Annotated in this window: 21 protein-coding genes; 10 read left to right on the top strand and 11 right to left on the bottom strand. The window is 69.9% G+C overall.

Annotation, left to right across the window (positions count from 1 at the left end; translation table 11 throughout):
* Nucleotides 1–77: 77 nt before the first annotated feature.
* Nucleotides 78–1,334, top strand: a complete 1,257-nt coding sequence (locus EF387_RS32315; RefSeq protein ID WP_128380200.1) for an ABC transporter ATP-binding protein — start codon at nt 78–80, stop codon at nt 1,332–1,334.
* Nucleotides 1,331–2,167 carry an ABC transporter permease gene (locus tag EF387_RS32320; protein ID WP_128380201.1) on the top strand — a complete coding sequence of 279 codons (837 nt, stop codon included), beginning with the start codon at nt 1,331–1,333 and terminating at the stop codon, nt 2,165–2,167. The genes EF387_RS32315 and EF387_RS32320 overlap by 4 nt, the downstream gene beginning before the upstream one ends.
* Before the next feature lie 65 nt (nt 2,168–2,232).
* On the opposite strand, the gene EF387_RS32325 is transcribed toward EF387_RS32320, so the two are convergent.
* Nucleotides 2,233–2,565, bottom strand: a complete 333-nt coding sequence (locus EF387_RS32325; RefSeq protein WP_128380202.1) for an ATP/GTP-binding protein — start codon at nt 2,563–2,565, stop codon at nt 2,233–2,235.
* Between the two features lie 219 nt (nt 2,566–2,784).
* Between EF387_RS32325 and EF387_RS32330 the strand changes: the two genes are divergently transcribed.
* Nucleotides 2,785–3,813: an LLM class flavin-dependent oxidoreductase gene (locus EF387_RS32330; protein WP_128380203.1), complete on the top strand. Its 1,029-nt coding sequence runs from the start codon at nt 2,785–2,787 to the stop codon at nt 3,811–3,813.
* A gap of 262 nt (nt 3,814–4,075) precedes the next feature.
* On the opposite strand, the gene EF387_RS32335 is transcribed toward EF387_RS32330, so the two are convergent.
* Nucleotides 4,076–4,468 carry an SCO5389 family protein gene (locus EF387_RS32335; protein WP_128380204.1) on the bottom strand — a complete coding sequence of 131 codons (393 nt, stop codon included), beginning with the start codon at nt 4,466–4,468 and terminating at the stop codon, nt 4,076–4,078.
* 263 nt (nt 4,469–4,731) lie between these two features.
* On the opposite strand from EF387_RS32335, the gene nucS reads away from it, so the two are divergent.
* Nucleotides 4,732–5,403 (top strand): endonuclease NucS, encoded by a 672-nt coding sequence (nucS, locus tag EF387_RS32340; protein WP_128380205.1) that lies wholly within the window; start codon nt 4,732–4,734, stop codon nt 5,401–5,403.
* A 102-nt stretch (nt 5,404–5,505) separates the two neighbouring features.
* On the opposite strand, the gene EF387_RS32345 is transcribed toward nucS, so the two are convergent.
* From EF387_RS32345 to EF387_RS32355, 3 genes are all read right to left on the bottom strand, one after another.
* Entirely contained in the window at nt 5,506–8,049 is a 2,544-nt protein-coding gene (locus tag EF387_RS32345; RefSeq protein ID WP_128380206.1) for an ATP-binding protein, read from the bottom strand.
* A gap of 280 nt (nt 8,050–8,329) precedes the next feature.
* A complete protein-coding gene (locus EF387_RS32350; RefSeq protein WP_128380207.1) occupies nt 8,330–8,653 on the bottom strand; it encodes an STAS domain-containing protein in 324 nt (107 codons plus the stop codon).
* 471 nt (nt 8,654–9,124) lie between these two features.
* Nucleotides 9,125–9,766 carry a TetR/AcrR family transcriptional regulator gene (locus tag EF387_RS32355; protein ID WP_128380208.1) on the bottom strand — a complete coding sequence of 214 codons (642 nt, stop codon included), beginning with the start codon at nt 9,764–9,766 and terminating at the stop codon, nt 9,125–9,127.
* Nucleotides 9,767–9,856: 90 nt separating this feature from the next.
* Here EF387_RS32355 and EF387_RS32360 point away from each other — a divergent pair, with 90 nt between their 5' ends.
* Genes EF387_RS32360 through EF387_RS32370 form a run of 3 tightly spaced genes read left to right on the top strand, consistent with a single transcriptional unit; the run spans nt 9,857 to nt 12,032 of the window.
* The gene (locus EF387_RS32360) at nt 9,857–10,639 is read left to right on the top strand and encodes an ABC transporter ATP-binding protein (RefSeq protein WP_128380209.1); all 783 of its coding nucleotides are present in this window, start codon (nt 9,857–9,859) and stop codon (nt 10,637–10,639) included.
* A 57-nt stretch (nt 10,640–10,696) separates the two neighbouring features.
* Entirely contained in the window at nt 10,697–11,446 is a 750-nt protein-coding gene (locus tag EF387_RS32365; protein ID WP_128380210.1) for an ABC transporter permease, read from the top strand.
* Between the two features lie 13 nt (nt 11,447–11,459).
* Complete coding sequence (locus EF387_RS32370) at nt 11,460–12,032, top strand: cob(I)yrinic acid a,c-diamide adenosyltransferase (RefSeq protein WP_128380211.1); 573 nt, start codon at nt 11,460–11,462, stop codon at nt 12,030–12,032.
* A 6-nt stretch (nt 12,033–12,038) separates the two neighbouring features.
* Here the strand turns inward: EF387_RS32370 and EF387_RS32375 are convergent, their stop codons facing one another.
* Nucleotides 12,039–12,230: a DUF5708 family protein gene (locus EF387_RS32375; protein ID WP_128380212.1), complete on the bottom strand. Its 192-nt coding sequence runs from the start codon at nt 12,228–12,230 to the stop codon at nt 12,039–12,041.
* A complete protein-coding gene (locus EF387_RS32380) occupies nt 12,227–12,808 on the bottom strand; it encodes a hypothetical protein (RefSeq protein ID WP_128380251.1) in 582 nt (193 codons plus the stop codon). The genes EF387_RS32375 and EF387_RS32380 overlap by 4 nt, the downstream gene beginning before the upstream one ends.
* Before the next feature lie 152 nt (nt 12,809–12,960).
* Here EF387_RS32380 and EF387_RS32385 point away from each other — a divergent pair, with 152 nt between their 5' ends.
* The 3 genes from EF387_RS32385 (at nt 12,961) to EF387_RS32395 (ending at nt 16,510) form a co-directional block, all read left to right on the top strand.
* Nucleotides 12,961–14,160 carry a sensor histidine kinase gene (locus tag EF387_RS32385; RefSeq protein ID WP_238431828.1) on the top strand — a complete coding sequence of 400 codons (1,200 nt, stop codon included), beginning with the start codon at nt 12,961–12,963 and terminating at the stop codon, nt 14,158–14,160.
* The gene (locus tag EF387_RS32390; protein ID WP_128380214.1) at nt 14,157–14,798 is read left to right on the top strand and encodes a response regulator; all 642 of its coding nucleotides are present in this window, start codon (nt 14,157–14,159) and stop codon (nt 14,796–14,798) included. Before EF387_RS32385 ends, EF387_RS32390 begins: the two co-directional genes overlap by 4 nt.
* Nucleotides 14,799–15,253: 455 nt before the next feature.
* A complete protein-coding gene (locus EF387_RS32395; protein ID WP_476691251.1) occupies nt 15,254–16,510 on the top strand; it encodes a glycoside hydrolase family 18 protein in 1,257 nt (418 codons plus the stop codon).
* 360 nt (nt 16,511–16,870) lie between these two features.
* Here the strand turns inward: EF387_RS32395 and EF387_RS32400 are convergent, their stop codons facing one another.
* From EF387_RS32400 to EF387_RS32415, 4 genes are all read right to left on the bottom strand, one after another.
* Entirely contained in the window at nt 16,871–17,317 is a 447-nt protein-coding gene (locus EF387_RS32400; RefSeq protein WP_128380216.1) for a DUF2550 domain-containing protein, read from the bottom strand.
* Between the two features lie 130 nt (nt 17,318–17,447).
* Nucleotides 17,448–17,822, bottom strand: coding sequence for a F0F1 ATP synthase subunit epsilon (locus EF387_RS32405; protein WP_128380217.1), 375 nt, complete (start codon nt 17,820–17,822; stop codon nt 17,448–17,450).
* A gap of 156 nt (nt 17,823–17,978) precedes the next feature.
* Nucleotides 17,979–19,415, bottom strand: coding sequence for a F0F1 ATP synthase subunit beta (atpD, locus tag EF387_RS32410; RefSeq protein WP_128380218.1), 1,437 nt, complete (start codon nt 19,413–19,415; stop codon nt 17,979–17,981).
* Nucleotides 19,415–20,332: a F0F1 ATP synthase subunit gamma gene (locus tag EF387_RS32415; protein ID WP_128380219.1), complete on the bottom strand. Its 918-nt coding sequence runs from the start codon at nt 20,330–20,332 to the stop codon at nt 19,415–19,417. The genes atpD and EF387_RS32415 overlap by 1 nt, the downstream gene beginning before the upstream one ends.
* Nucleotides 20,333–20,338: the final 6 nt, after the last annotated feature.

The following is a 20,338-nucleotide window of genomic DNA, read 5'->3' on the forward strand; positions in this document are numbered from 1 at the left end:
TCCTAGCTCTTACGGGGACATGTGACCGGTTTCGGCGCGTGGCTCGACGATCTGATCTGTCGATGGGGCTGGAGCGAATGATCGAGGCAGTCGGCCTGACGAAGCGCTATGGCGACAAAACGGCCGTGGACAACCTTTCCTTCCAGGTGCGGCCGGGTTCCGTGACCGGCTTCCTCGGGCCCAACGGTTCGGGCAAGTCGACGACCATGCGCATGATCCTCGGGCTCGACAACCCCACCGCGGGACAGGTGACCATCGGCGGCTACCCCTATCGCAAGCTGCCCAACGCCCCGCGCCAGGTGGGCGCGTTGCTGGACGCCAAGGCCGTGCACGGCGGCCGGCACGCCCGCAACCACCTGCTGTGCCTCGCCCAGCTGTCCGGTATCCCCGCCCGGCGGGTCGACGAGGTGCTGGGCGTGGTCGGTCTGCAGGACGTGGCGAGGAAGCGGTCCAAGGGCTTCTCCCTCGGCATGGGGCAGCGGCTGGGCATCGCCGCCGCCCTGCTCGGCGACCCCCAGGTGCTGCTCTTCGACGAGCCGGTCAACGGCCTCGACCCCGAGGGCATCCTGTGGGTGCGCAATCTGATGAAGGGGCTCGCGGCGGAGGGCCGGACGGTCTTCGTCTCCTCCCACCTGATGAGCGAGATGGCGCTCACCGCCGACCATCTGATCGTCATCGGCCGCGGTCAACTGCTCGCCGACATGAGCGTGCAGGCCTTCATCGCCGCCAACTCCGCGGGCTTCGCCCGGGTGCGCACCCCGGACACCGAGCCGCAGCAGCGCGAGAAACTGACCGCGGCGCTGACCGAGGCGGGCGGGCATGTGATGTCCGAGCCGGACGGCGCGCTGCGCGTGACCGGGCTGCCGCTGCCGCACATCAGCGATCTGGCGCACGGTGCCGACGTACGGCTGTGGGAGCTCTCGCCGCACCAGGCCTCCCTGGAGGAGGCGTACATGCGGATGACGCAGGGCGCCGTGGACTACCGCTCGTCCACCGACCAGAAGGCGGGGCTCCAGCAGCCGCTGCCGCCGGGCGCGCTGCCGCCGCCGCCGGTGCCGGGACAGGGCCAGCCGGGCTGGTACGCCCCGCCGCCGCCCCAGCAGGGCGGGCAGCCCTACCCGATGCCGCCAGGCACCATGCCGCAGGGGCCCGTGCCGCCGGGGCAGCCCGGCCTGCCCCAGGGAGGGCCTCCGGCGGGCCCGTACGCGGCTCCGGCGGCCCCCGCCGCTCCGGGCGGCGCAGCGGCCAATCCCTACGCCCAGCCGGCCGCGCAGGCCCCCGCCGCACCGGCAGCCCCCGCCCCGACCGAGAGCGACAGCGAGGACCACCGATGAGCACGCCCCAGCCCCCGCAGCACGCCGCGGCTCCCACCTGGCAGACGCCGCCCGGGCACGCGTACACATCGCCGATCCCGGTCAAGAAGACCAACCTGGGGCATGCCATCGCCTCGGAGTGGACGAAGATCAAGTCGGTGCGCTCCACGATGTGGACCCTCGGCATCTTCCTGTTGCTGGTGGTCGGGATCGGCTTCCTGGTCGCCGTGAACACCTCGGACACCGAGTACGGGGACGTCCCGTACACCATCCCGGCCTTCTTCGGGCTGATCCTCGGGCAGATCTGCCTGATCACCCTGGGCGTGCTGGTGATCGCCTCCGAATACGGCACGGGCATGATCCGCACCACCTTCACCGCCTCGCCGCAGCGCCACCGGGTACTGGCCGCGAAGTTCATCGTCTTCTTCGCGGTCGCCTTCTCGTTCTCCGTCTTGGCCATCACGCTCGTGGGCCTGATCACCCAGAGCCTGCACGGGGGCGAGTCCAGCGTCTCCTGGGGCGGCACGGTCTTCAAGGGCGGGCTGTACGTGTCCCTGCTCGGTGTGCTGTCGCTGGCCGTCGGCGCGATGCTGCGCCACTCGGCGGGCGCGATCGCCACCATGCTGGCCGTGGTGCTGGTGCCCGCGATCCTGCCCGCGTTCCTGATGCTCTCGGCCACCCTGCGATCGATCGGCAACACCATGCAGGAGTACGCCGCGCCCAACGCGCTGGCGTATCTCTTCGGCATCGACTCCGACAACAACACCGGCAATCCGCAGCTGCTCTTCCTCGTGGGCGTCACCGCCGCGGCCGTGGCGGGGGCCTTCCTGCTGCTGGACCGGCGCGACGTGTAGGCCTCAGACGCCCAGGCGTACAGACGCACAGGCGTACTGACGCCCAGGCCTCAGACTCGCGGACCTCAGTGTCTGGGCGCGTTCCGGGACCGCTGCACCCGTGTGGTGCGGCGGTCCTTCGCGTTCCAGCACGCCTTGTGCCAGTGCCTGCGGTCGTCGACGCCCGTGTGCTGTGCCCAGGCCACCACGTGCGGTACCCCCGAGGGGATCTGCTGGTCGCACCCGGGGCAGCGGTAGGTCTTGCCCTCGGAACTCGCGCCCGCCACATGGCGCACGCTCCACTCCTCGCCCTGCCAGGTCTCGGTGGACTGCCAGCCGCCGTACCGGTCCGAGCGGTCCTCGTCCGCACTGCGACCGGACGAGCCGGCGGCCTTGGGTCGATTGCGGCGCGGGGACACGGCACACCTCTGGGTATACGAAGAACAGGGACCGTGCCCAGCCTACGCGGCAATGTCGAGGGCACGCGTACCTCACCAACCCCCCACCAATCCCCCGTACATTGAGCCCGTTCTGTAGACAATCCGCCAATCTCTATGACAGGCCGTGCCCTTGGCACTTGTCAGGCGTTATTGCCACGTAGGGGGAGACGCGTCGGTTGCCAGGGAGGCAGGAGTGCGATGCGCGTAGGAAGTTTTGTACTGGCGGCCCAGTTTCCGGGCCAGGGCCACGGGGAGGCGCTGCACCGGGCGGTACGGACCGCCGACGCCGCCGAGCGGGCCGGCCTGGACTCGGTGTGGCTGGCCGAGCACCACTTCGTGCCGTACGGCACCTGCCCGTCCGCCGTCACGCTCGCCGCGCTCCTGCTCGGCCGGACCCGTCGCATCCGGGTGGGCACGGCGGTGAGCGTCCTGCCCACCGCGCATCCCGTGGCGCTCGGCGAGCAGGCCGCGCTGCTGCACATGACGTCCGGCGGCCGGTTCTCGCTGGGGGTCGGACGCGGCGGCCCCTGGGTCGACCTGGAGGTGTTCGGCACCGGCCTGGAAGCCTACGAGCAGGGGTTCCCGGAATCACTCGACCTGCTGGTGCGCTGGCTGACGGAGCCCTCGGTGTCGAGTGACGGGGAGCGCTTCATATTCCGCGAGGTACCCGTGGTTCCCCGGCCGTCGGAGGCCCTCATCGGCGGGCCGGGACCGGAGGTGATCGTCGCCTGCACCTCACCGTCGAGCGTCCGGCTGGCGGCCGAGCGGGGACTGCCGATGCTCCTCGGAATGCACGTCGGGGACGAGGAGAAGGCGGAGATGGTCGCCCTGTGGCGCACCTGCGCCCGGGCCGCGGGCCGGTCCGCCGAGGAGGTCGAGACCGCCGCGCACGTCTCGGCCGGGGTCGCCCAGATCGCGGACCGGCGCACCGACGCGGTGGAGACCCTGACCAAGGCGATGCCGGGCTGGCTGCGCCAGGGACTCGACGCGCATATGACGGTGGACGACCGCCCCCGCCCGATGCGCGACCCGCTGGCGTACACGGAACTCCTCTGTGGGCTGCACCCGGTGGGCACCCCCCGGCTGTGCGCGGACCGGCTCGCGGCGACCTCGGAGCGCACCGGCATCTCCCGCTTCGCACTGCTCGTCGAAGGGTCCGGGGACCTCGCGGCGACGGAGGAGAACGTACGTCGGCTGGGGACCGAAGTACTGCCGTTGCTCACCTGACGGACGGCCCGTCGCGGCCCGCTGCCACGACCGGTCGCCATCGCCGCCCGGACCGGCCTGGCCGCGAGCCTGCCGCCCCAGTACATGTGCACCTCCTGGGTGAAGAGCGGCAAGCCACGACCGGCGAGTGAGCCGAAGGGGCGCGTCGGTGTCGAGAGACCGAACGCGCGGAGGTCCCGACGAACGAGGGACCGAGCACGATCGGGCTCTCGACACCGGCTGAGGCGCCCCGGAGGCGAACCGAGCCTCAACCAACGGGGCTTCAGCAGTCGCGGAACTCGGGTGACTGGTTCAGCAGTTGGCTGCGCACCGAAGTGAAACGTGTCAGGGTGTCGTCCGCAGAGGGGTCCAGCGGGAACACCGCCACCCTGTGGCAGTTCTGGAAGGCGAGGCGCACTCCGAAGTGCCGCTGCAGCGCGCCGCGTATCGCGTCACTCGCGAGCGCACGCAGCAGCTGGCCCCGTGCCTGCTCGTCCGGCGGAGGCGTCTGGTTGTCGGCGAAGGCGCCGCCGTCGACCTTCAGCTGGGCCACCAGGGAGCTGATCATCTCCCATGCGTAGGGCAGGGAGGTCCGGACGCAGTCGACGAAGGCAGCTTCGTCGACCTCGCCTCGCTCGGCCTGTTCGAGTAGGGCCGGTGAGACGTCGAGCGACATGGGTTCTCCTCTCGCACCCCCGGACACGCGGGGGTTGACGGACGGGGTGGGAGCCCTCGACAGCGAACACGCAGAGTGCACGCGTCGCGACCTCCCGCTTATACGGTAGGCAAGTGCACGGACCCGTGCCAGGAGAATGGCCACACGGCGCCCCCTCTTTGGACACACAACCGGCCAACAACGAACAGGGGTTAACAGGGAAAAAGGGGCGTCCCCGAGGTCGAATCGCGTCCGTCGAGCAGTGTCGAGTAGCGTTGCCGACCATGCGTCTCGTCATCGCCCGCTGCTCCGTCGACTACGCCGGCCGGCTCACCGCCCACCTCCCGTCGGCGCCCCGCCTCATCCTGGTGAAGGCGGACGGCAGTGTCTCCATCCATGCCGACGACCGGGCCTACAAGCCCCTCAACTGGATGTCGCCGCCCTGCACTTTGAAGGAGGGTTCCGGCGACGAGGAAGGGGTCTGGACCGTCGTCAACAAAGGCGGCGAAAAGCTGATCATCACAATGGAGGAGATACTGCACGACTCCTCGCACGACCTCGGTGTGGATCCCGGCCTGATCAAGGACGGCGTGGAAGCCCACCTGCAGGAACTGCTCGCGGACCGCATCGAGACGCTCGGTGAGGGCTACACGCTGATCCGCCGTGAGTACATGACCGCGATCGGCCCGGTGGACATCCTGTGCCGGGACGCCGAGGGGCAGACCGTCGCCGTGGAGATCAAACGGCGCGGCGAGATCGACGGAGTCGAGCAACTCACCCGCTACCTGGAACTGTTGAACCGCGACCCGCATCTCGCACCGGTGCGCGGCATCTTCGCCGCCCAGGAGATCAAGCCCCAGGCACGGGTGCTCGCCACCGACCGCGGCATCGGCTGCACGGTCCTCGACTACGACGCCCTGCGCGGTATCGAGGACGACAAGCTGCGGCTGTTCTGAACCTGTCTCATCACCGTCCGGCCGGTTTCGGATACGGCACAGGGCCAGGTCCCGAACGGACCTGGCCCTGTGCCGTATCCGGACGCGGTTGCCCGCCTCCCGTCAGATCACCGAGGAAGTGCCCGCGTCCGACGGAGCGACCGAGGTGCTCTCGACCGGGTCGGCGGGGGGCGGATCGCTGGTGACGGGGTCCGCGGGGCCGCTGGCCGTGGCCGGCGGCTCGGGGTCGTCCGTGGGGGGCAGCGGCGGAGGCTCCTCCGTGGTGGGCGGCGGAGGCTCCTCCGTCGTAGGCGGCGGAGGCTCCTCCGTAGTGGGCGGCGGAGGCTCCTCCGTCGTGGGCGGCGGCTCCTCCGTCGTCGGCGGCTTGCTGACCGACGGCTTCGGCGACGACGGCTTGCCGCTCTCGGACGGCTTGGCGCTGACGCCGCCCTCGTCGTCGGTCTCACCGGGTGTCGCCTCGTCGTCGCTCGGCGGCGGCTCGGGGTCGTCCGAGGTGCCCAGGATGCCGTCCTGACCGGGGTCCAGCGGACGGGCCGTCGAGCCGGTGCCGTCGTCGCGCTTCGGGGCGTCCGCGCCGAGCCCGCCCTCTCCGCCGCCCGCGCTGGCCGACGGGTTGACGCCGACCCGGTCCGAGGGGGCGTTGCCGTTGCTGCTGTCGGAGGTCGCGCCGAGCGTGACCACCGTGCCGAGCACCGCCGCCAGGACGACGCCCGCGCTCGCGGCGGCCAGATTGCGCCGTCCCGCGGTCAGCAGCAGCCGCCGGGCGCTCCCGTCCTTGCCCGCCGGGGCGGGCGGGCGGTAGGTGAGCACGGGAGAGGGGTCAGCGGGCGGCAGCTCGAGGAAGGACGGTACGCCGCCGGGCGGCGACGCCGACTCCTCGTGCCGCGCGTCCGGCACCTCCTCGCCGGCGGCGGTGCGTCCGCCGGGCGGGGTGCCACCGGAGCGGTCGGCGACCAGGGCGAGGGCGCGTCGGCCGGCGACCGTGCCACGCTTGTCGGCGAGGGCCCCGCGCAGCCCGATGGAGGCCTCCAACTCCGCGCGGGACCGGTCCAGCTGCCTCGCGCAAAGCGCGAGGATGCCCAGCTCATGGTGGAAGTAGGCCTGGTCGGTGACTTCGCCGGACATCCGGGAGGCCTCGGCACCGGCCCGCAGGGCCCGTTCCCAGGCGCTCCAGTCGAGTCCGGCGGCGAACGCGGGCGCGGCGGCCCGGGCCAGCATCACGGCCGCGCTCTGCTCCGCGCCGTCGGTGGTCGTGGTGACCGGCACCAGGGCGGTCAGCGCGGCGAGCACGGCGTCCGCCTCGGCGGTGACCCGCTCCGGGGTGACCGACGGGTGCCCGGCCCACCACGCGTAGTGCCGGGCGGCGGTCAGGGCCCGCTCCTCGGCGTCGGACCCGTATCCGGCGTCCAGCAGTTGGTTCTGCATCCCGGCCGCGAGCCGGTAGCGGGAACCGACCGGGGAGAGCAGCGAGCAGCCCGCAAGTTCGGCGAGGGCCGCGTCGGCGTGGGTGTCGCCCACCAGGGCCGGCAGATGCGCCTGGTGCGGCACCTCGCCGCCGAGTGCGACCGCGAAGCGCAGGGTGACGCGCGCCGACTCGCTGAGGCGCGAGGCCAGCAGTTCGGCGGGGGCGGCGCCCTCGGCGAGCGAGGGCAGCGGGACGTCCTGGACGTCCTCGACATCGAGGGGCGCGTCCACGGGAGCGTCTTCGTAGTAGCCGAACTCGTCGAAGGCGTCCGGGTCGGCGCGCAGTTCGTCGCGCTGCCGCAGCAGGGCTCCGGCCTGCATGAATCTGATGGGCAGGCCTTCGGACTCGAACCACAGGTCGCCCGCCCAGTTCGACTCGTCCTCCGTCAGAGCGCGTCCGACGCAGGACTCCAGCAACTGCACGCTGCCGACCCGGTCGAGACCCGCGAGGAAGATCTCCTCGAGGTGCGTCTCGGGGGACGGGGCGGGCACGTCGGGCGTCGCGGACAGCAGGAAGGCGCATTCGGGCGTGGCGTCGAGGAGTTCGTCGAGGGCTCCGCCCCCGAGTTCCAGGTCGTCGACCACGACGACGGCGCCGATCTCGCGGACGAGGGTCGCCATGACGGCGTCGTCCGGCCGGTGGAGCTCGCATTTGTAAACCGCGGAGAAGAGGTCGAACAGCAGATCGCTCGCCGTACGGCGGTAGCCGGTGAGCCGGACCACCCCGTCCGGCGCGAGGTCCGCGCAGTCCTCGGCGACGGCGTCCAGCAGCGCGGTGCGGCCGGAACCGGCGGGTCCGGTGAGCCGCACCGAACGTCCCCGCGCCACCAGGTGCACCAGCCGCTCGCGTTCCTCCTGGCGCTGGATCAGCGGCAGCAGGGGCGCCGACGCGGGTCCGGGCGGCACCGGCGGCCGCGCGCCGCGTTCCCGCTCGGCGCGCTCCGCGGCGGTGTACTTGACCGGCGGCGGCGGATGTTCGCCCGGCGGGCAGGGTTCTATCTCGCTGCCGTCGACGGGGTTGACGGTCAGCAGGAAGTCGCCGGACACGAGCTGAACCGTGCGGGCGACCATGGGTGTGTGCTGGCCGAAATCAGGAGTCAGAGCTTCGCGCGACAGGCGCGCGGGCGCCAACTCCTCGCTGTCGTGACCGTACTCGCCGGCCCCGTGATTCGTCGGGTCCATAGATCCAAGCCCCCCAAAAGCGTCGTGTGCCGAGCCCCTCCCGGCCTTGTCGCACACCGCGCTGTCGCTTCTGGTCCGGTTGCCCGCTCTGTCGTGGGTTCGTGATGCTTCGGGCGACCGAACCCTAAACCTTTGCACAGTATCGCCGAACATGCGGGGTACCGCGCCGTCCTGGACGTCACAGTCTCGTGAGGATTGCGCGTGACGTACGTTTCCTGCGGCGGTCCGGCGGCAGCAGGCACCCCTGCGTCTACGAATACGGCCGGCGGACCCGGCGCACTCAAACGCGGGGCAGGGATTCGACGCCGATTCCGCCTTCGATCGCCAGGATGCGGTGCAACCGGGTCGCCACCAGCAGACGTTGCATCTGCGGCGGCACCGCGCGCAGGACAAGTCGTCTGCCGCACCGCCCGGCGCGTCGGTGGGCCCCCATGATCACCCCGAGTCCGGTGGCGTCCCAGGAGTCCAGCTCGGACAGGTCGAGCACCAGATCGCCGGCTCCGTCGTCGACTGCCGAGTGCAGGACCGTACGGGCGTCCGCCGCACTGCGGACATCGAGGCGGCCCCCGACGACCAGTTCGGCGTGGTCGCCCCTGATGTGCATATGCGCTCCCCGTGAGTGCGTCACGTGCTCTGCGTCTGCTTGTGCTGTCTGTGCTGTCTGTGCTGTCTGTGCTGCTGTCCGTTTGCGCCGGCCGCGCCGCCCGCGCGTCACGGCCCGGCCGTTGCGGGCCGACGGCTGTGCAACGTCTGACGGCGCGAAGGGGAGCAGAGTTGCTCCTTGTAAGCGAACCGATACCGAAATCACCCGATGGGGTGCACGCCAGTTGGCGCTCACGGTGTCGTGCGTGTAAAAGCCCTGCCCGCTCCCGGCGTCGATGTCACCGGTGTCAGCCGTCCGGCGCACCAACCGGCGCCGGACGAGGTTCTCGTACGAGGTCCACCACACCCATCACGCCCCCCTTACACGCCGCTCAAATCGCCCCTGCGGCGGACACTAGCGCCCGAGAGTGCCCGCTGTGACCGGTAAGTAATGCGCGTCACGTCTCATCTGACGGACATCACATCGAGCGGCTCACACGGCGGGGCGGACGGCGTAGTTGGCGACCTTCTCGCTCAACAGGCCCTCCATCTCGTCGAGCAGTACCAGCACCTCCCGCGACACCTCTTCGGGGTCGCGTCCGGCGATCATCTCGCGCCCGATGACGGCCATCACGGTCTGGTGGAGCCAGTTGATCTGGCCGGCGATCAGCGTGGGCATCGGGTCGTCGGCCGTGGCACCGGTCTCCTCGCGCAGGGTCGCCTCGAGGTTGTCCTGCACCTCCTGCTGGATGCTCCACAGCCGGGAGCGCAGGGGCGGCGCCTCGTGGATGACCTTCATGAAGCGGTCGTACCCCGACATCAGTCCGACGCGCGGCGACACGGCCTCGACCTCGTCGCGCAGTTCACGCAGGACGGCCGCGGCGGCCGACTCCCCGATGTCGCGGCCGCGCACCCAGCGGGCGAGCCGGTCGACGACGCCCTTGCTGCGGTCGAGGAAGAGGTCTTCCTTGGCGGGGAAGTAGTTGTAGACCGTGTTGACGGAGACGTCCGCGGCGTCCGCGACCTCGGCGATGGTCACCGTCACAAAGCCGTGCTCCATAAAAAGACTCGTGGCGATGTCCGAAATGCGCTGCCTCGTCTCGCGCTTCTTCCGCTCCCTGAGCCCCTCTGTCATGACGTCATCGTAGGCCGAAGACTCCAATCTTGGGGCCTCTCAAATTTTGGTGCCGTTGCAAAATTTCAGTGACTCTGTTTTCCTTGCGGCATGGCAATCATCAGTGCGGCCCGACTGGCCCGTACCTTCCAGACGAAACACGGCCCGGTTCAGGCCGTGCGCGGTATCGACCTCACCATCGAGGCCGGCGAGATCCTCGGCTTCCTCGGCCCGAACGGAGCGGGCAAGACGACCACGCTCCGGATGCTCACGACCCTGCTCAAACCCACCGGCGGCGCGGCCACCATCGCCGGCCACGACCTCGCCACCGATCCCGCCGGGGTGCGCCGCGCCAGCGGCTACGTCGCACAGTCCGGCGGCGTCGACCCGCACGTGACCGTGCGGGAGGAACTCGTGACCCAGGGACGGCTGTACCGTCTGACGAAGAGTCAGGCCATCGAACGTGCCCTGGAACTTGCCGACGACCTCGGCCTCGCCGAACTGCTCGACCGCAAGACGGCCGCGCTCTCCGGCGGCCAGCGGCGCCGCCTCGACATCGCGATGGCCCTCACCCACCGCCCCCGCGTGCTGTTCCTGGACGAGCCCACGACCGGTCTGGACCCCGGCAGCCGGGCCGACCTGTGGGACCTGGTGCGACGGCTGCGCGACGAGCACGGCACGACCGTCTTCCTCACGACGCACTACCTCGACGAGGCGGACGCGCTCTCCGACCGGCTCGTCATCGTCGATGCCGGCGTCGTCGTGGCCGAGGGCACGCCGAGCGCGCTCAAGCTGCGGTACGGCGGTTCGATCGACGCCACGCTCCAGGACACCTTCCTCGCCGTCACCGGGCGCGGCCCGGCACCGGCGGACACCACTCCCGTAGCCGTCTAGTGCCCCGACAGGCAACGTTCGCCCCGGCACCAGACCCGCCAAACACCGAGGACACCCATGCTTCTCCACGACACCGCGATCATCTTCGGGCGCTACGCCCGCCAGACCCTGCGCTCCCGCTTCGCGATGCTCTTCGGCGTACTGATGCCGCTGCTGTACCTGATCTTCTTCGGTCCGCTGCTCACCGATCTGCCGCTCGGTGCCCGGGGCAGTTCCTGGCAGGTCCTCGTCCCCGGCTTGTTACTCCAACTCGGGCTGTTCGGGGCCTCGTTCGCGGGCTTCAGCATCATCATCGAGAACGGCGCGGGGATCGTGGAGCGGATGCGGGTCACCCCCGTCAGCCGGCTCGCGCTGCTGCTCGGCCGGGTGCTGCGGGACGCCGCGCTCTTCGTCTTCCAGGCGGTGCTGCTGGTGCTCGCCGCCGTGGCCCTGGGCCTGCGCGCACCGCTCGGCGGCATCCTCATCGGCTTCGCGTTCGTGGCGCTGCTGACGCTGTCGCTGGCGTCGCTGTCGTACGCGCTGGCCATGAAGGTCCGTACGCCCCAGGAATTCGGTCCGACGATCAACGCGGTCAGCATGCCGGCGATGCTCCTGTCCGGCCTGATGCTCCCGATGTCGCTGGCACCCGGCTGGCTGGACATGCTCTCGCACTTCATGCCGTTCCGCTACCTGGTGGACGCGGTGCGGGACGCGTACGTGGGTTCGTACACGACGAGCAGCATGCTGTACGGCGTCGTCGTCGCGCTCGGCCTCACGGTGCTGGCGGTGACAGTGGGCACACGGGTGTTCCGGACGGCCGGAGCCTAATTAGGCTGGTCACATGGTCAATCTGACACGCATCTACACGCGGACCGGCGACACGGGCACGACCCATCTCGGTGACATGAGCCGCGTCCCCAAGACCGATCCGCGCATCACGGCGTACGCGGACGCCAACGAGGCGAACGCGGTGATCGGCACGGCGATCGCGCTGGGCAGTCTCCACGAGGAGGTCGTCAAGGTCCTCACCCGCGTGCAGAACGACCTGTTCGACGTGGGCGCGGACCTGTCGACACCCGTGGTCGAGAACCCCGAGTTCCCGCCGCTGCGCGTCGAACAGTTCTACATCGACAAACTCGAGGCGGACTGCGACCGCTTCAACGCCGAGTTGGAGAAGCTGCGCTCCTTCATCCTCCCCGGCGGCACTCCCGGCGCGGCCCTGCTGCACCAGGCGTGCACCGTGGTCCGGCGGGCGGAGCGTTCGACGTGGGCAGCGCTGGAGGTGCACGGCGAGACGATGAACCCCCTGACGGCGACCTATCTCAACCGGCTGTCGGACCTGCTGTTCATCCTGGCCCGCACCGCCAACAGGGGTGTCGGGGACGTGCTGTGGGTGCCGGGCGGGGAGCGCTGAGCAGCGCTACCGTACCGATGTGCGCACCGTCTGGTACGCGCCCACGGTGACCTGCAGGCCACCGACGCACATCAGGACCACACCGGCCTTCGTCAGCGTGACGACCGGGACCTCCACTCCGCCGGTGAACATCCACAGCACCAGACCGATCGCGAGGGTGACGGTGCCCTCCAGCAGGTTCTTGCGCGCCCGGCTCATCGGCGGACACTCTCCTTCCGTTCCGTGGACGGGTCCGGCTCGTCCTTCGGTGCCTTCTTCGGCCAGATCAGGTACGCGAGGGCGACGAGGCCGTGGATCCCGGCGGCCCTCAGCGCCGTCCCCTGGAAGGACCGCAGGGAGGAGACGTCGCCGCTGTCGCCGACGTACCAGACGGCGCCCTGCAGCAGTGCGCAGGCCACCGCTGCCGCCAGAACCGTACGCAGCCACAGGCGACCCTCGTGCCGGGCCCGGGCCATGCCGTAGCGCGGGGGTCCCACCGGTTTCGGCGCCCCCGACAGCCGGTGGGCGGCGTGGCCGTCGAGCCAGCGGATCGTGTAGTGGCCGTACGCGACCGTGTAACCGATGTACAGCGCCGCCACGCCGTGCTCCCAGCTCGGCTCGGCACCGTTCTTCAGGTCGACCGCCGTCACCACGAACAGGACCAGCTCCAGCACCGGCTCGCCGAGCAGCAGGACCACGCTCGTGCGGCGCCACTTGAGCAGATAGCGCGCGCCCAGGCCAAGCGCCAGCAGCACCCAGAAGCCGACCTCGCAGGCGATGATCAACGCCAGGATCACGACTCGCTCCCCTCTGTCACCCATCCAGACTCCCGGGCACGAGGGCGTGAAGCGTCGTCACCACAGACGAACTCGCGGTACATCGAAAGATGCAGTCCGGGACCCTTCCCGGGGAGCAGGCAGGCGGGCCGTGTGCCGTGTTGGATGGTGGCATGGCCGTACGACTCCCCCGCCCACACCGCTTCGACGTGTGCGCGGCGCTCGCCGGACTGCTCGGCGGGCTGCTGCTGTGGGGCATAGGCCTGGGCATGCGCCCGGCGGAGGAATCGTACGTGCTCTGGCCGGGCCGCTGGCCGGTCCTCCTGCCGCTCGCCGTGATGGCCTGCTGCGAGGTGCTGCGCCGGACCACGCCGCGGGCGGTCCTGCTGATCGGCACCGCGGCGTTGACCGCCGACGTCATGACCCAGGGCAACCTTGTCACCCTGCTGATGTACACGGACCTGGTGTACGCGGCCGTCCTGTACGGGCCGCCCGCCTCGGCGCGTCGCATCCCCTGGATCACCGGGCTGCTCACGGTGGCCGGCACGGTGGTGCCGTTCGCGGTGTCGCGGAGGCCGGAGGGGCTGCTGATCGGTGTGATCATCGGTGCCGTGACGTTCGGTCCCGCCGTCACCGGCCTGATCGTCCGCGACCACCGCGACGCCGCCGAGGCCGCCCGGCTGCGCGCCGAACAGACCGCCCTGCTCGCCGAGATGGACCGCGTCCAGGCTGTCACCGCCGAACGGGCGAGGATGGCACGGGAGTTGCACGACCTGGTCGCCAACCACCTGTCCGCGATCGCCATCCACTCCACGGCCGCGCTCTCCCTGAACGATCCCGTGACCTCCCAGGACGCCCTCACGGTCATCCGCGAGAACAGCGTCGAGGGACTCGCCGAGATGCGCCGGTTGATCGGGATCCTCCGGGACGGCAGTGGGGACCTCGAGCCGGCCGCGGCACCCACGCTCGACGGGCTCGGCGCCCTGGTCGACGGCGCCCGCACCAACGGCCTCGACGTCGTACTCGACAGCACACACGGGGCACTGCCCGCCCCGGTCGAACTGGCCGCGTACCGCATCGTGCAGGAATCCCTGACCAACGCCCTGAAGCACGCCTCCCCCGGCCGGGTCACCGTCGCCCTCACCCAGCTCGACGGCGCGCTCGTCGTGCGGGTGACCAGTCCGTTCGACGGGGTGGTGGACACCGGCCCGCGCGCCCCCGGTTCGGGTGCGGGCCTGGTCGGGATGCGCGAGCGGGTGGCCCTGCTGCAGGGCACCTTCACGGCCGGTCCGGAGGACTCCCCGGACGGCAAGGTATGGACGGTGTCCGTGACCCTGCCGATCCTCCCGATCAGCGAAGGAGAGAGCGCGTGATCCGAGTGCTCGTCGCCGAGGACCAGTCCGCCGTGCGCGCCGGGCTCGTCCTCATCCTGCGCAGTGCGCCCGACATCGAGGTGGTCGGGGAGGCCGCGGACGGCGAGCAGGCGGTGACCCTGGCCCGCGAGCTGAAACCGGACGTCGTCCTGATGGACATTCAGATGCCGCGTCTGGACGGGGTGTCGGCCACCCGCCAGGTCGTCGCCGAACAACTCGCCGATGTCCTTGTACTCACCACCTTCGACCTCGACGAATACGTCTTCGGCGCACTGCGGGCCGGTGCCTCCGGGTTCCTGCTGAAGAACACGGAGGCGAAGGAGCTGCTCACGGCCGTGCGCACGGTGGCGCGTGGCGAGGGGCTGATCTCGCCCTCGGTGACCCGGCGGCTGATCGCGGAGTTCGCGGCGAAGCCGGTGGCGGAGCCGGGGCCGGACCCGGCGGTGCTCGACGCCCTCACCCGCCGCGAGCGCGAAGTGCTGTCGTGCCTCGGCGATGGACTCTCCAACGCGGAGATCGCAGCTCGTCTCGACATGGCCGAGGCAACCGTGAAAACCCATGTCAGCAGGCTCCTCGGCAAGCTGGAGCTGCGCAGCCGGGTGCAGGCGGCGGTGTTGGCACAGGAGTTGGGAGTGTGAGCGCGGGGCGGGCGTGAACGGGGGGCTTCCGCCGCGAGCCGGCGTTCCCGCCCCGCCACACGATCACAGCTCACGCCGCGAGCCGGCGTTCCCGCCCCGCCACACCATCAGAAGCCCGCGCGGCCCACAGGCGCGTGCCGCACGGGGCGCCAACACGCGCAGCACACAAGGCACCCACAGCGCGCAAGGCATGCACAGCACCGAGGCACGGCGGCACGCGCGGCCTTCGTCAGACCGCACCCCGGCCCAGGCATGTCTCCGCCCCAATAGGGCCAACCAGCCACCCGGGCCGCGACTCGCCGGTCAATCCCGTTTACCCCTGTAACCCACGTATCAGCATCGTTCACTGGTCCAGACCTATTGACCGGTGGTCCAGACCTTTCTATTCTCGCCGCACTGCGCTCATGCATCGCACTCGCGCTCACCGCATGCACCGAGACCCAAGGAGGCGCAGCATGCGCTTCAGACATTTCGTCGCGGCAGGAGTCGCCACCCTGCTGCTTCCGCTCGCCGGCCTCGCAGGCCACGCGAGCGCCCAACCGGCAGCGTCCGCCGCCTCCGCGGCGGCCGCCGACATCCCGGTGTCCCCGGCCCCGTCCGAGCAGGTCAAGCTCGGCTACTTCATCGAGTGGGGCGTCTACGGCCGCAACTACAACGTCAAGAACCTGGTGACCTCCGGCTCCGCCGAGAAGATCACGCACATCAACTACGCGTTCGGCAACGTCACCGACGGCAAGTGCGCCATCGGCGACTCGTGGGCCGACTACGAGATGCCGGTCTCCGCCGAGAACTCGGTGGACGGGGTCGCCGACACCGATGACCAGGCACTGAAGGGCAACTTCAACCAACTTCGCGAACTGAAGGCCAAGTACCCGAACATCAAGATCCTCTGGTCGTTCGGCGGTTGGACCTGGTCCGGCGGTTTCGGTGAGGCCGCCAAGGACCCGGCTGCCTTCGCCCAGTCCTGCTACGACCTGGTCGAGGACCCGCGCTGGGCCGATGTGTTCGACGGCATCGACATCGACTGGGAGTACCCGAACGCCTGCGGTCTGACCTGCGACACCAGCGGTCCGACGGCCTACCGGGACATGATGAAGGCCCTGCGCGCCAAGTTCGGTTCGCGCTACCTCGTCACCGCCGCGGTCACCGCCGACGCCTCCAGCGGCGGCAAGATCAGCGCCGTCGACTACGCGGGCGCGGCCAAGTACCTCAACTGGTACAACGTCATGACCTACGACTTCTTCGGCGCCTGGGCCGCGGCAGGCCCGACCGCCCCGCACTCCCCGCTCTTCCCCTACGCGGGCATCCCGCAGAAGGGCTTCACCTCCGCCGAGGCGATCGCCGCGTACAAGAAGCAGGGCGTCCCCTCGAAGAAGCTCCTGCTCGGCATCGGCTTCTACGGCCGCGGCTGGACGGGTGTCACCCAGGCGGCGCCGGGCGGCACGGCCACGGGAGCGGCAACGGGCATCTGGGAGAACGGCTTCGAGGACTACAAGGTCCTGGAGACCATCTGCCCCGCGACCGGCACGGTCGGTGGCACTGCGTACGCGCACTGCGGCAGCGACTGGTGGTCCTACGACACCCCGGCCACGATCCTCGGCAAGATGAAGTGGGCCAGGTCGCAGGACCTGGGCGGTGCGTTCTTCTGGGAGTTCAGCGGTGACACCAGCGACGGCGACCTGGTGAGCGCGATCAACACCGGACTGAAGTGACCGGATCTCTGAAGTGACCGGACCAGTGAAGTAACCGGACCGGTAAGCGTCACACGAAGTAGCAGGGGCCCTGTCCTGGGATTTCTCTCCGGGACAGGGCCCCTGTCTCATGTCTCGGAGCGGGTGCCGCTCGTCACGCCACGGGATCGCCGGTCACCGAAGAGGACTGCTCGCCACCGCACGGGGCCGCTCGCCACCGCGCAGGCACTCGCCACCGCACGGGGCACTCGTCATGGCACGGGCACTCGCCACAGTATGGGCGCTGCCATCGCAGGACGCTCGTCACCGCACGGGACCGCTCGCCACCGCTGGGCCACTCGTCGTCACCGCACGGGCATCGTCACCGCACGGGACCGCACGTCACGCCACGTTCACTCGCTGCCCGGGCGGGGCCGCCTCCAGCCAGGCGAGGAAGCCGGTCAGCGCGTCCTCGCTCATCGCCAGCTCCAGTCGGGTGCCGCGGTGCTGACAGGCGAGGATGATCGCGTCGGAGAGCAGCGCCAGTTCCTCCTCGCCCTCCGGGGCCCGGCGGCCGGCCACCTCGATGGCCGAGCGTTCCAGGATGCGGCGGGGGCGGGGTGCGTAGGAGAAGACCCGGAACCACTCGATGCGGTCACCGTTGTAGCGGGCGATGCCGTAGCCCCAGCCCTTGCCGCTGGTGTCGCTCTTCTCCGGGGCGTTCCAGCGCAGACTGCAGTCGAAGGTGCCTCCGGAGCGCTGGATCAGTCTGCGGCGCAGGCCGAAGACGAACAGCCCCACCGCTACGAGCACGATCACCAAGCCGCACACAGTCAGAGCGAGGACCATCGACACCGACCTCCTCGTCTCCTAGGTAACGGAACGGAAAACAGCACCCGCATTGCCTCAGCCGCGACCCGGTCCGGAGGAACCTCCGGTCCTGGCCGCGGCTGAGTCACTTCCCTCGGGCGCGCCGGTTTCAGCGCGCCGCCACCGCTCGCAGACGAACGTCCGCGCGACGCTCGGCGGAGGCATCGTCCTCCCCCTTCGCGCGCTCGAGCGCCCGCTCCGCACGCTCGATGTCGATCTCGTCCGACAGCTCGGCGATCTCGGCCAGCAGCGACAGCTTGTTGTCCGCGAACGAGACGAAACCGCCGTGCACCGCGGCGACGACCGTCCCTCCCTCGCTCGTACGGATGGTCACCGGGCCCGACTCCAGCACACCGAGCAGCGGCTGGTGTCCGGCCATGACGCCGATGTCGCCGGACGTGGTGCGCGCGACGACCAGGGTGGCCTCGCCGGACCAGACACTGCGGTCCGCGGCGACGAGCTCGACGTGCAGCTCAGCAGCCAAGGTGGGCTCCTCGGGTCACCACCCGATGATGGCCACCGGGTGTTGGGTCAAAGTCTAGTAGGCGTACGAAGGGGGGCGGGACGCACCCCGCCCCCCTTCAAGAGCACGAGGCTCACTGGAGTCAAGCGCTCCGGTCAAGAACCGGAACACGGGGCGTTAGGAGACGCCCAGCTCCTTCGCGTTCTTCTTCAGGTCCTCAAGACCACCGCACATGAAGAACGCCTGCTCCGGGAAGTGGTCGTACTCGCCGTCGCAGATCGCGTTGAACGCGGCGACCGACTCGTCCAGCGGTACGTCCGAACCGTCCACACCGGTGAACTGCTTCGCGGCGTGGGTGTTCTGGGACAGGAAGCGCTCCACGCGACGGGCCCGGTGGACGACGAGCTTGTCCTCCTCGCCGAGCTCGTCGATACCGAGGATCGCGATGATGTCCTGCAGGTCCTTGTTCTTCTGCAGGATGTTCTTCACCCGCATCGCGCAGTCGTAGTGGTCCTGCGAGATGTACCGCGGGTCGAGGATGCGGGACGTGGAGTCCAGCGGGTCGACAGCCGGGTAGATGCCCTTCTCGGAGATCGGACGGGACAGAACCGTCGTCGCGTCGAGGTGGGCGAAGGTGGTGGCCGGGGCCGGGTCGGTCAGGTCGTCGGCGGGGACGTAGATCGCCTGCATCGAGGTGATCGAGTGACCGCGCGTCGAGGTGATGCGCTCCTGGAGGAGACCCATCTCGTCGGCCAGGTTCGGCTGGTATCCCACCGCGGACGGCATACGGCCGAGCAGGGTGGACACCTCGGAACCGGCCTGGGTGAAGCGGAAGATGTTGTCGATGAAGAACAGCACGTCCTGCTTCTGCACATCGCGGAAGTACTCCGCCATGGTCAGGCCGGCCAGGGCGACGCGCAGACGGGTGCCCGGGGGCTCGTCCATCTGACCGAAGACGAGGGCGGTCTTGTCCAGAACGCCGGACTCTTCCATCTCCGCGATGAGGTCGTTGCCCTCACGGGTGCGCTCACCGACGCCCGCGAAGACGGAGACGCCCTCGTGGAGGTTGGCGACACGCATGATCATTTCCTGGATCAGCACGGTCTTGCCGACGCCGGCACCACCGAACAGACCGATCTTGCCGCCCCTGACGTAGGGGGTGAGAAGGTCGACGACCTTCAGGCCGGTCTCGAACATCTCGGTCTTGGACTCGAGCTGGTCGAAGTCGGGGGCCTTGCGGTGGATCGGCCAGCGCTCACCCTCGTAGGACTCGTCGACGTTCAGCACCTCACCGAGGGTGTTGAACACCTTGCCCTTGGTGAAGTCGCCGACCGGGACGCTGATTCCCGTGCCGGTGTCGGTGACCGGGGACTGGCGTACCAGGCCGTCGGTGGGCTGCATGGAGATCGTGCGGACCAGGCCGTCACCCAGGTGCTGGGCGACCTCGAGGGTCAGCGTCTTCTTCTCGCCCGCCTTGGCCGGGTCGGAGACCTCGACGTGAAGGGCGTTGTAAATCTCCGGCATCGCGTCGACGGGGAACTCCACGTCGACGACCGGGCCGATGACCCGGGCGACGCGGCCCGTGGCAACGGCCGTCTCAACTGTCGTCGTCATTACCTGTCACTCCCCGCGGTCGCGTCGGCGAGGGCGCTCGCGCCACCGACGATCTCGCTGATTTCCTGGGTGATTTCGGCCTGGCGGGCCTGGTTGGCAAGCCGGGTGAGCGTCTCGATGAGCTCTCCCGCGTTGTCGGTCGCCGACTTCATCGCGCGCCGGGTGGCGGCGTGCTTCGACGCCGCCGACTGGAGCAGCGCGTTGTAGATGCGGCTCTCGACGTACCGCGGCAGCAGGGCGTCGAGGACGTCCTCCGCCGAGGGCTCGAAGTCGTACAGCGGGAGAATCTCGCCCTTCGGCGGGGCCTCCTCGGCGACCTCTTCGAGGCGGAGCGGCAGCAGACGGGCGTCGATCGCCGTCTGCGTCATCATCGACACGAACTCGGTGTAGACGATGTGGAGTTCGTCCACTCCGCCGTCCGCCGTGTCCTTCTCGATGGCCTCGATCAGGGGGCCGGCAACCTTCTTGGCGTCCGCGTACGTGGGCTCGTCGGTGAAGCCGGTCCACTGTTCCGCGATCTTCCGCTCACGGAAGTTGTAGTGGGCGACACCGCGGCGGCCGACGATGTACATGTCGACCTCCTTGCCCTCGCGCTCGAGGCGCTCGGTGAGCTGCTCCGCACCCTTGATGGCGTTGGAGTTGAAGGCGCCGGCCAGACCGCGGTCGCTCGTGAGGAGCAGCACCGCGGCGCGGGTCGGGTTGTCCGCCTCCGTGGTCAGCGGGTGCTTGGTGTTCGAACCCGTGCCCACCGCCGTGACCGCGCGTGTCAGCTCGGTCGCGTAGGGCGTGGAGGCCGCCACCTTGCGCTGCGCCTTGACGACGCGCGAGGCGGCGATCATCTCCATCGCCTTGGTGATCTTCTTGGTCGCGGTGACGGATCGGATGCGACGCTTGTAGACCCGGAGCTGAGCTCCCATGAGTCA

The sequence above is a fragment of the Streptomyces cavernae genome (genome assembly GCF_004023625.1).
Classification (GTDB): Bacteria; Actinomycetota; Actinomycetes; order Streptomycetales; family Streptomycetaceae; genus Streptomyces; species Streptomyces cavernae.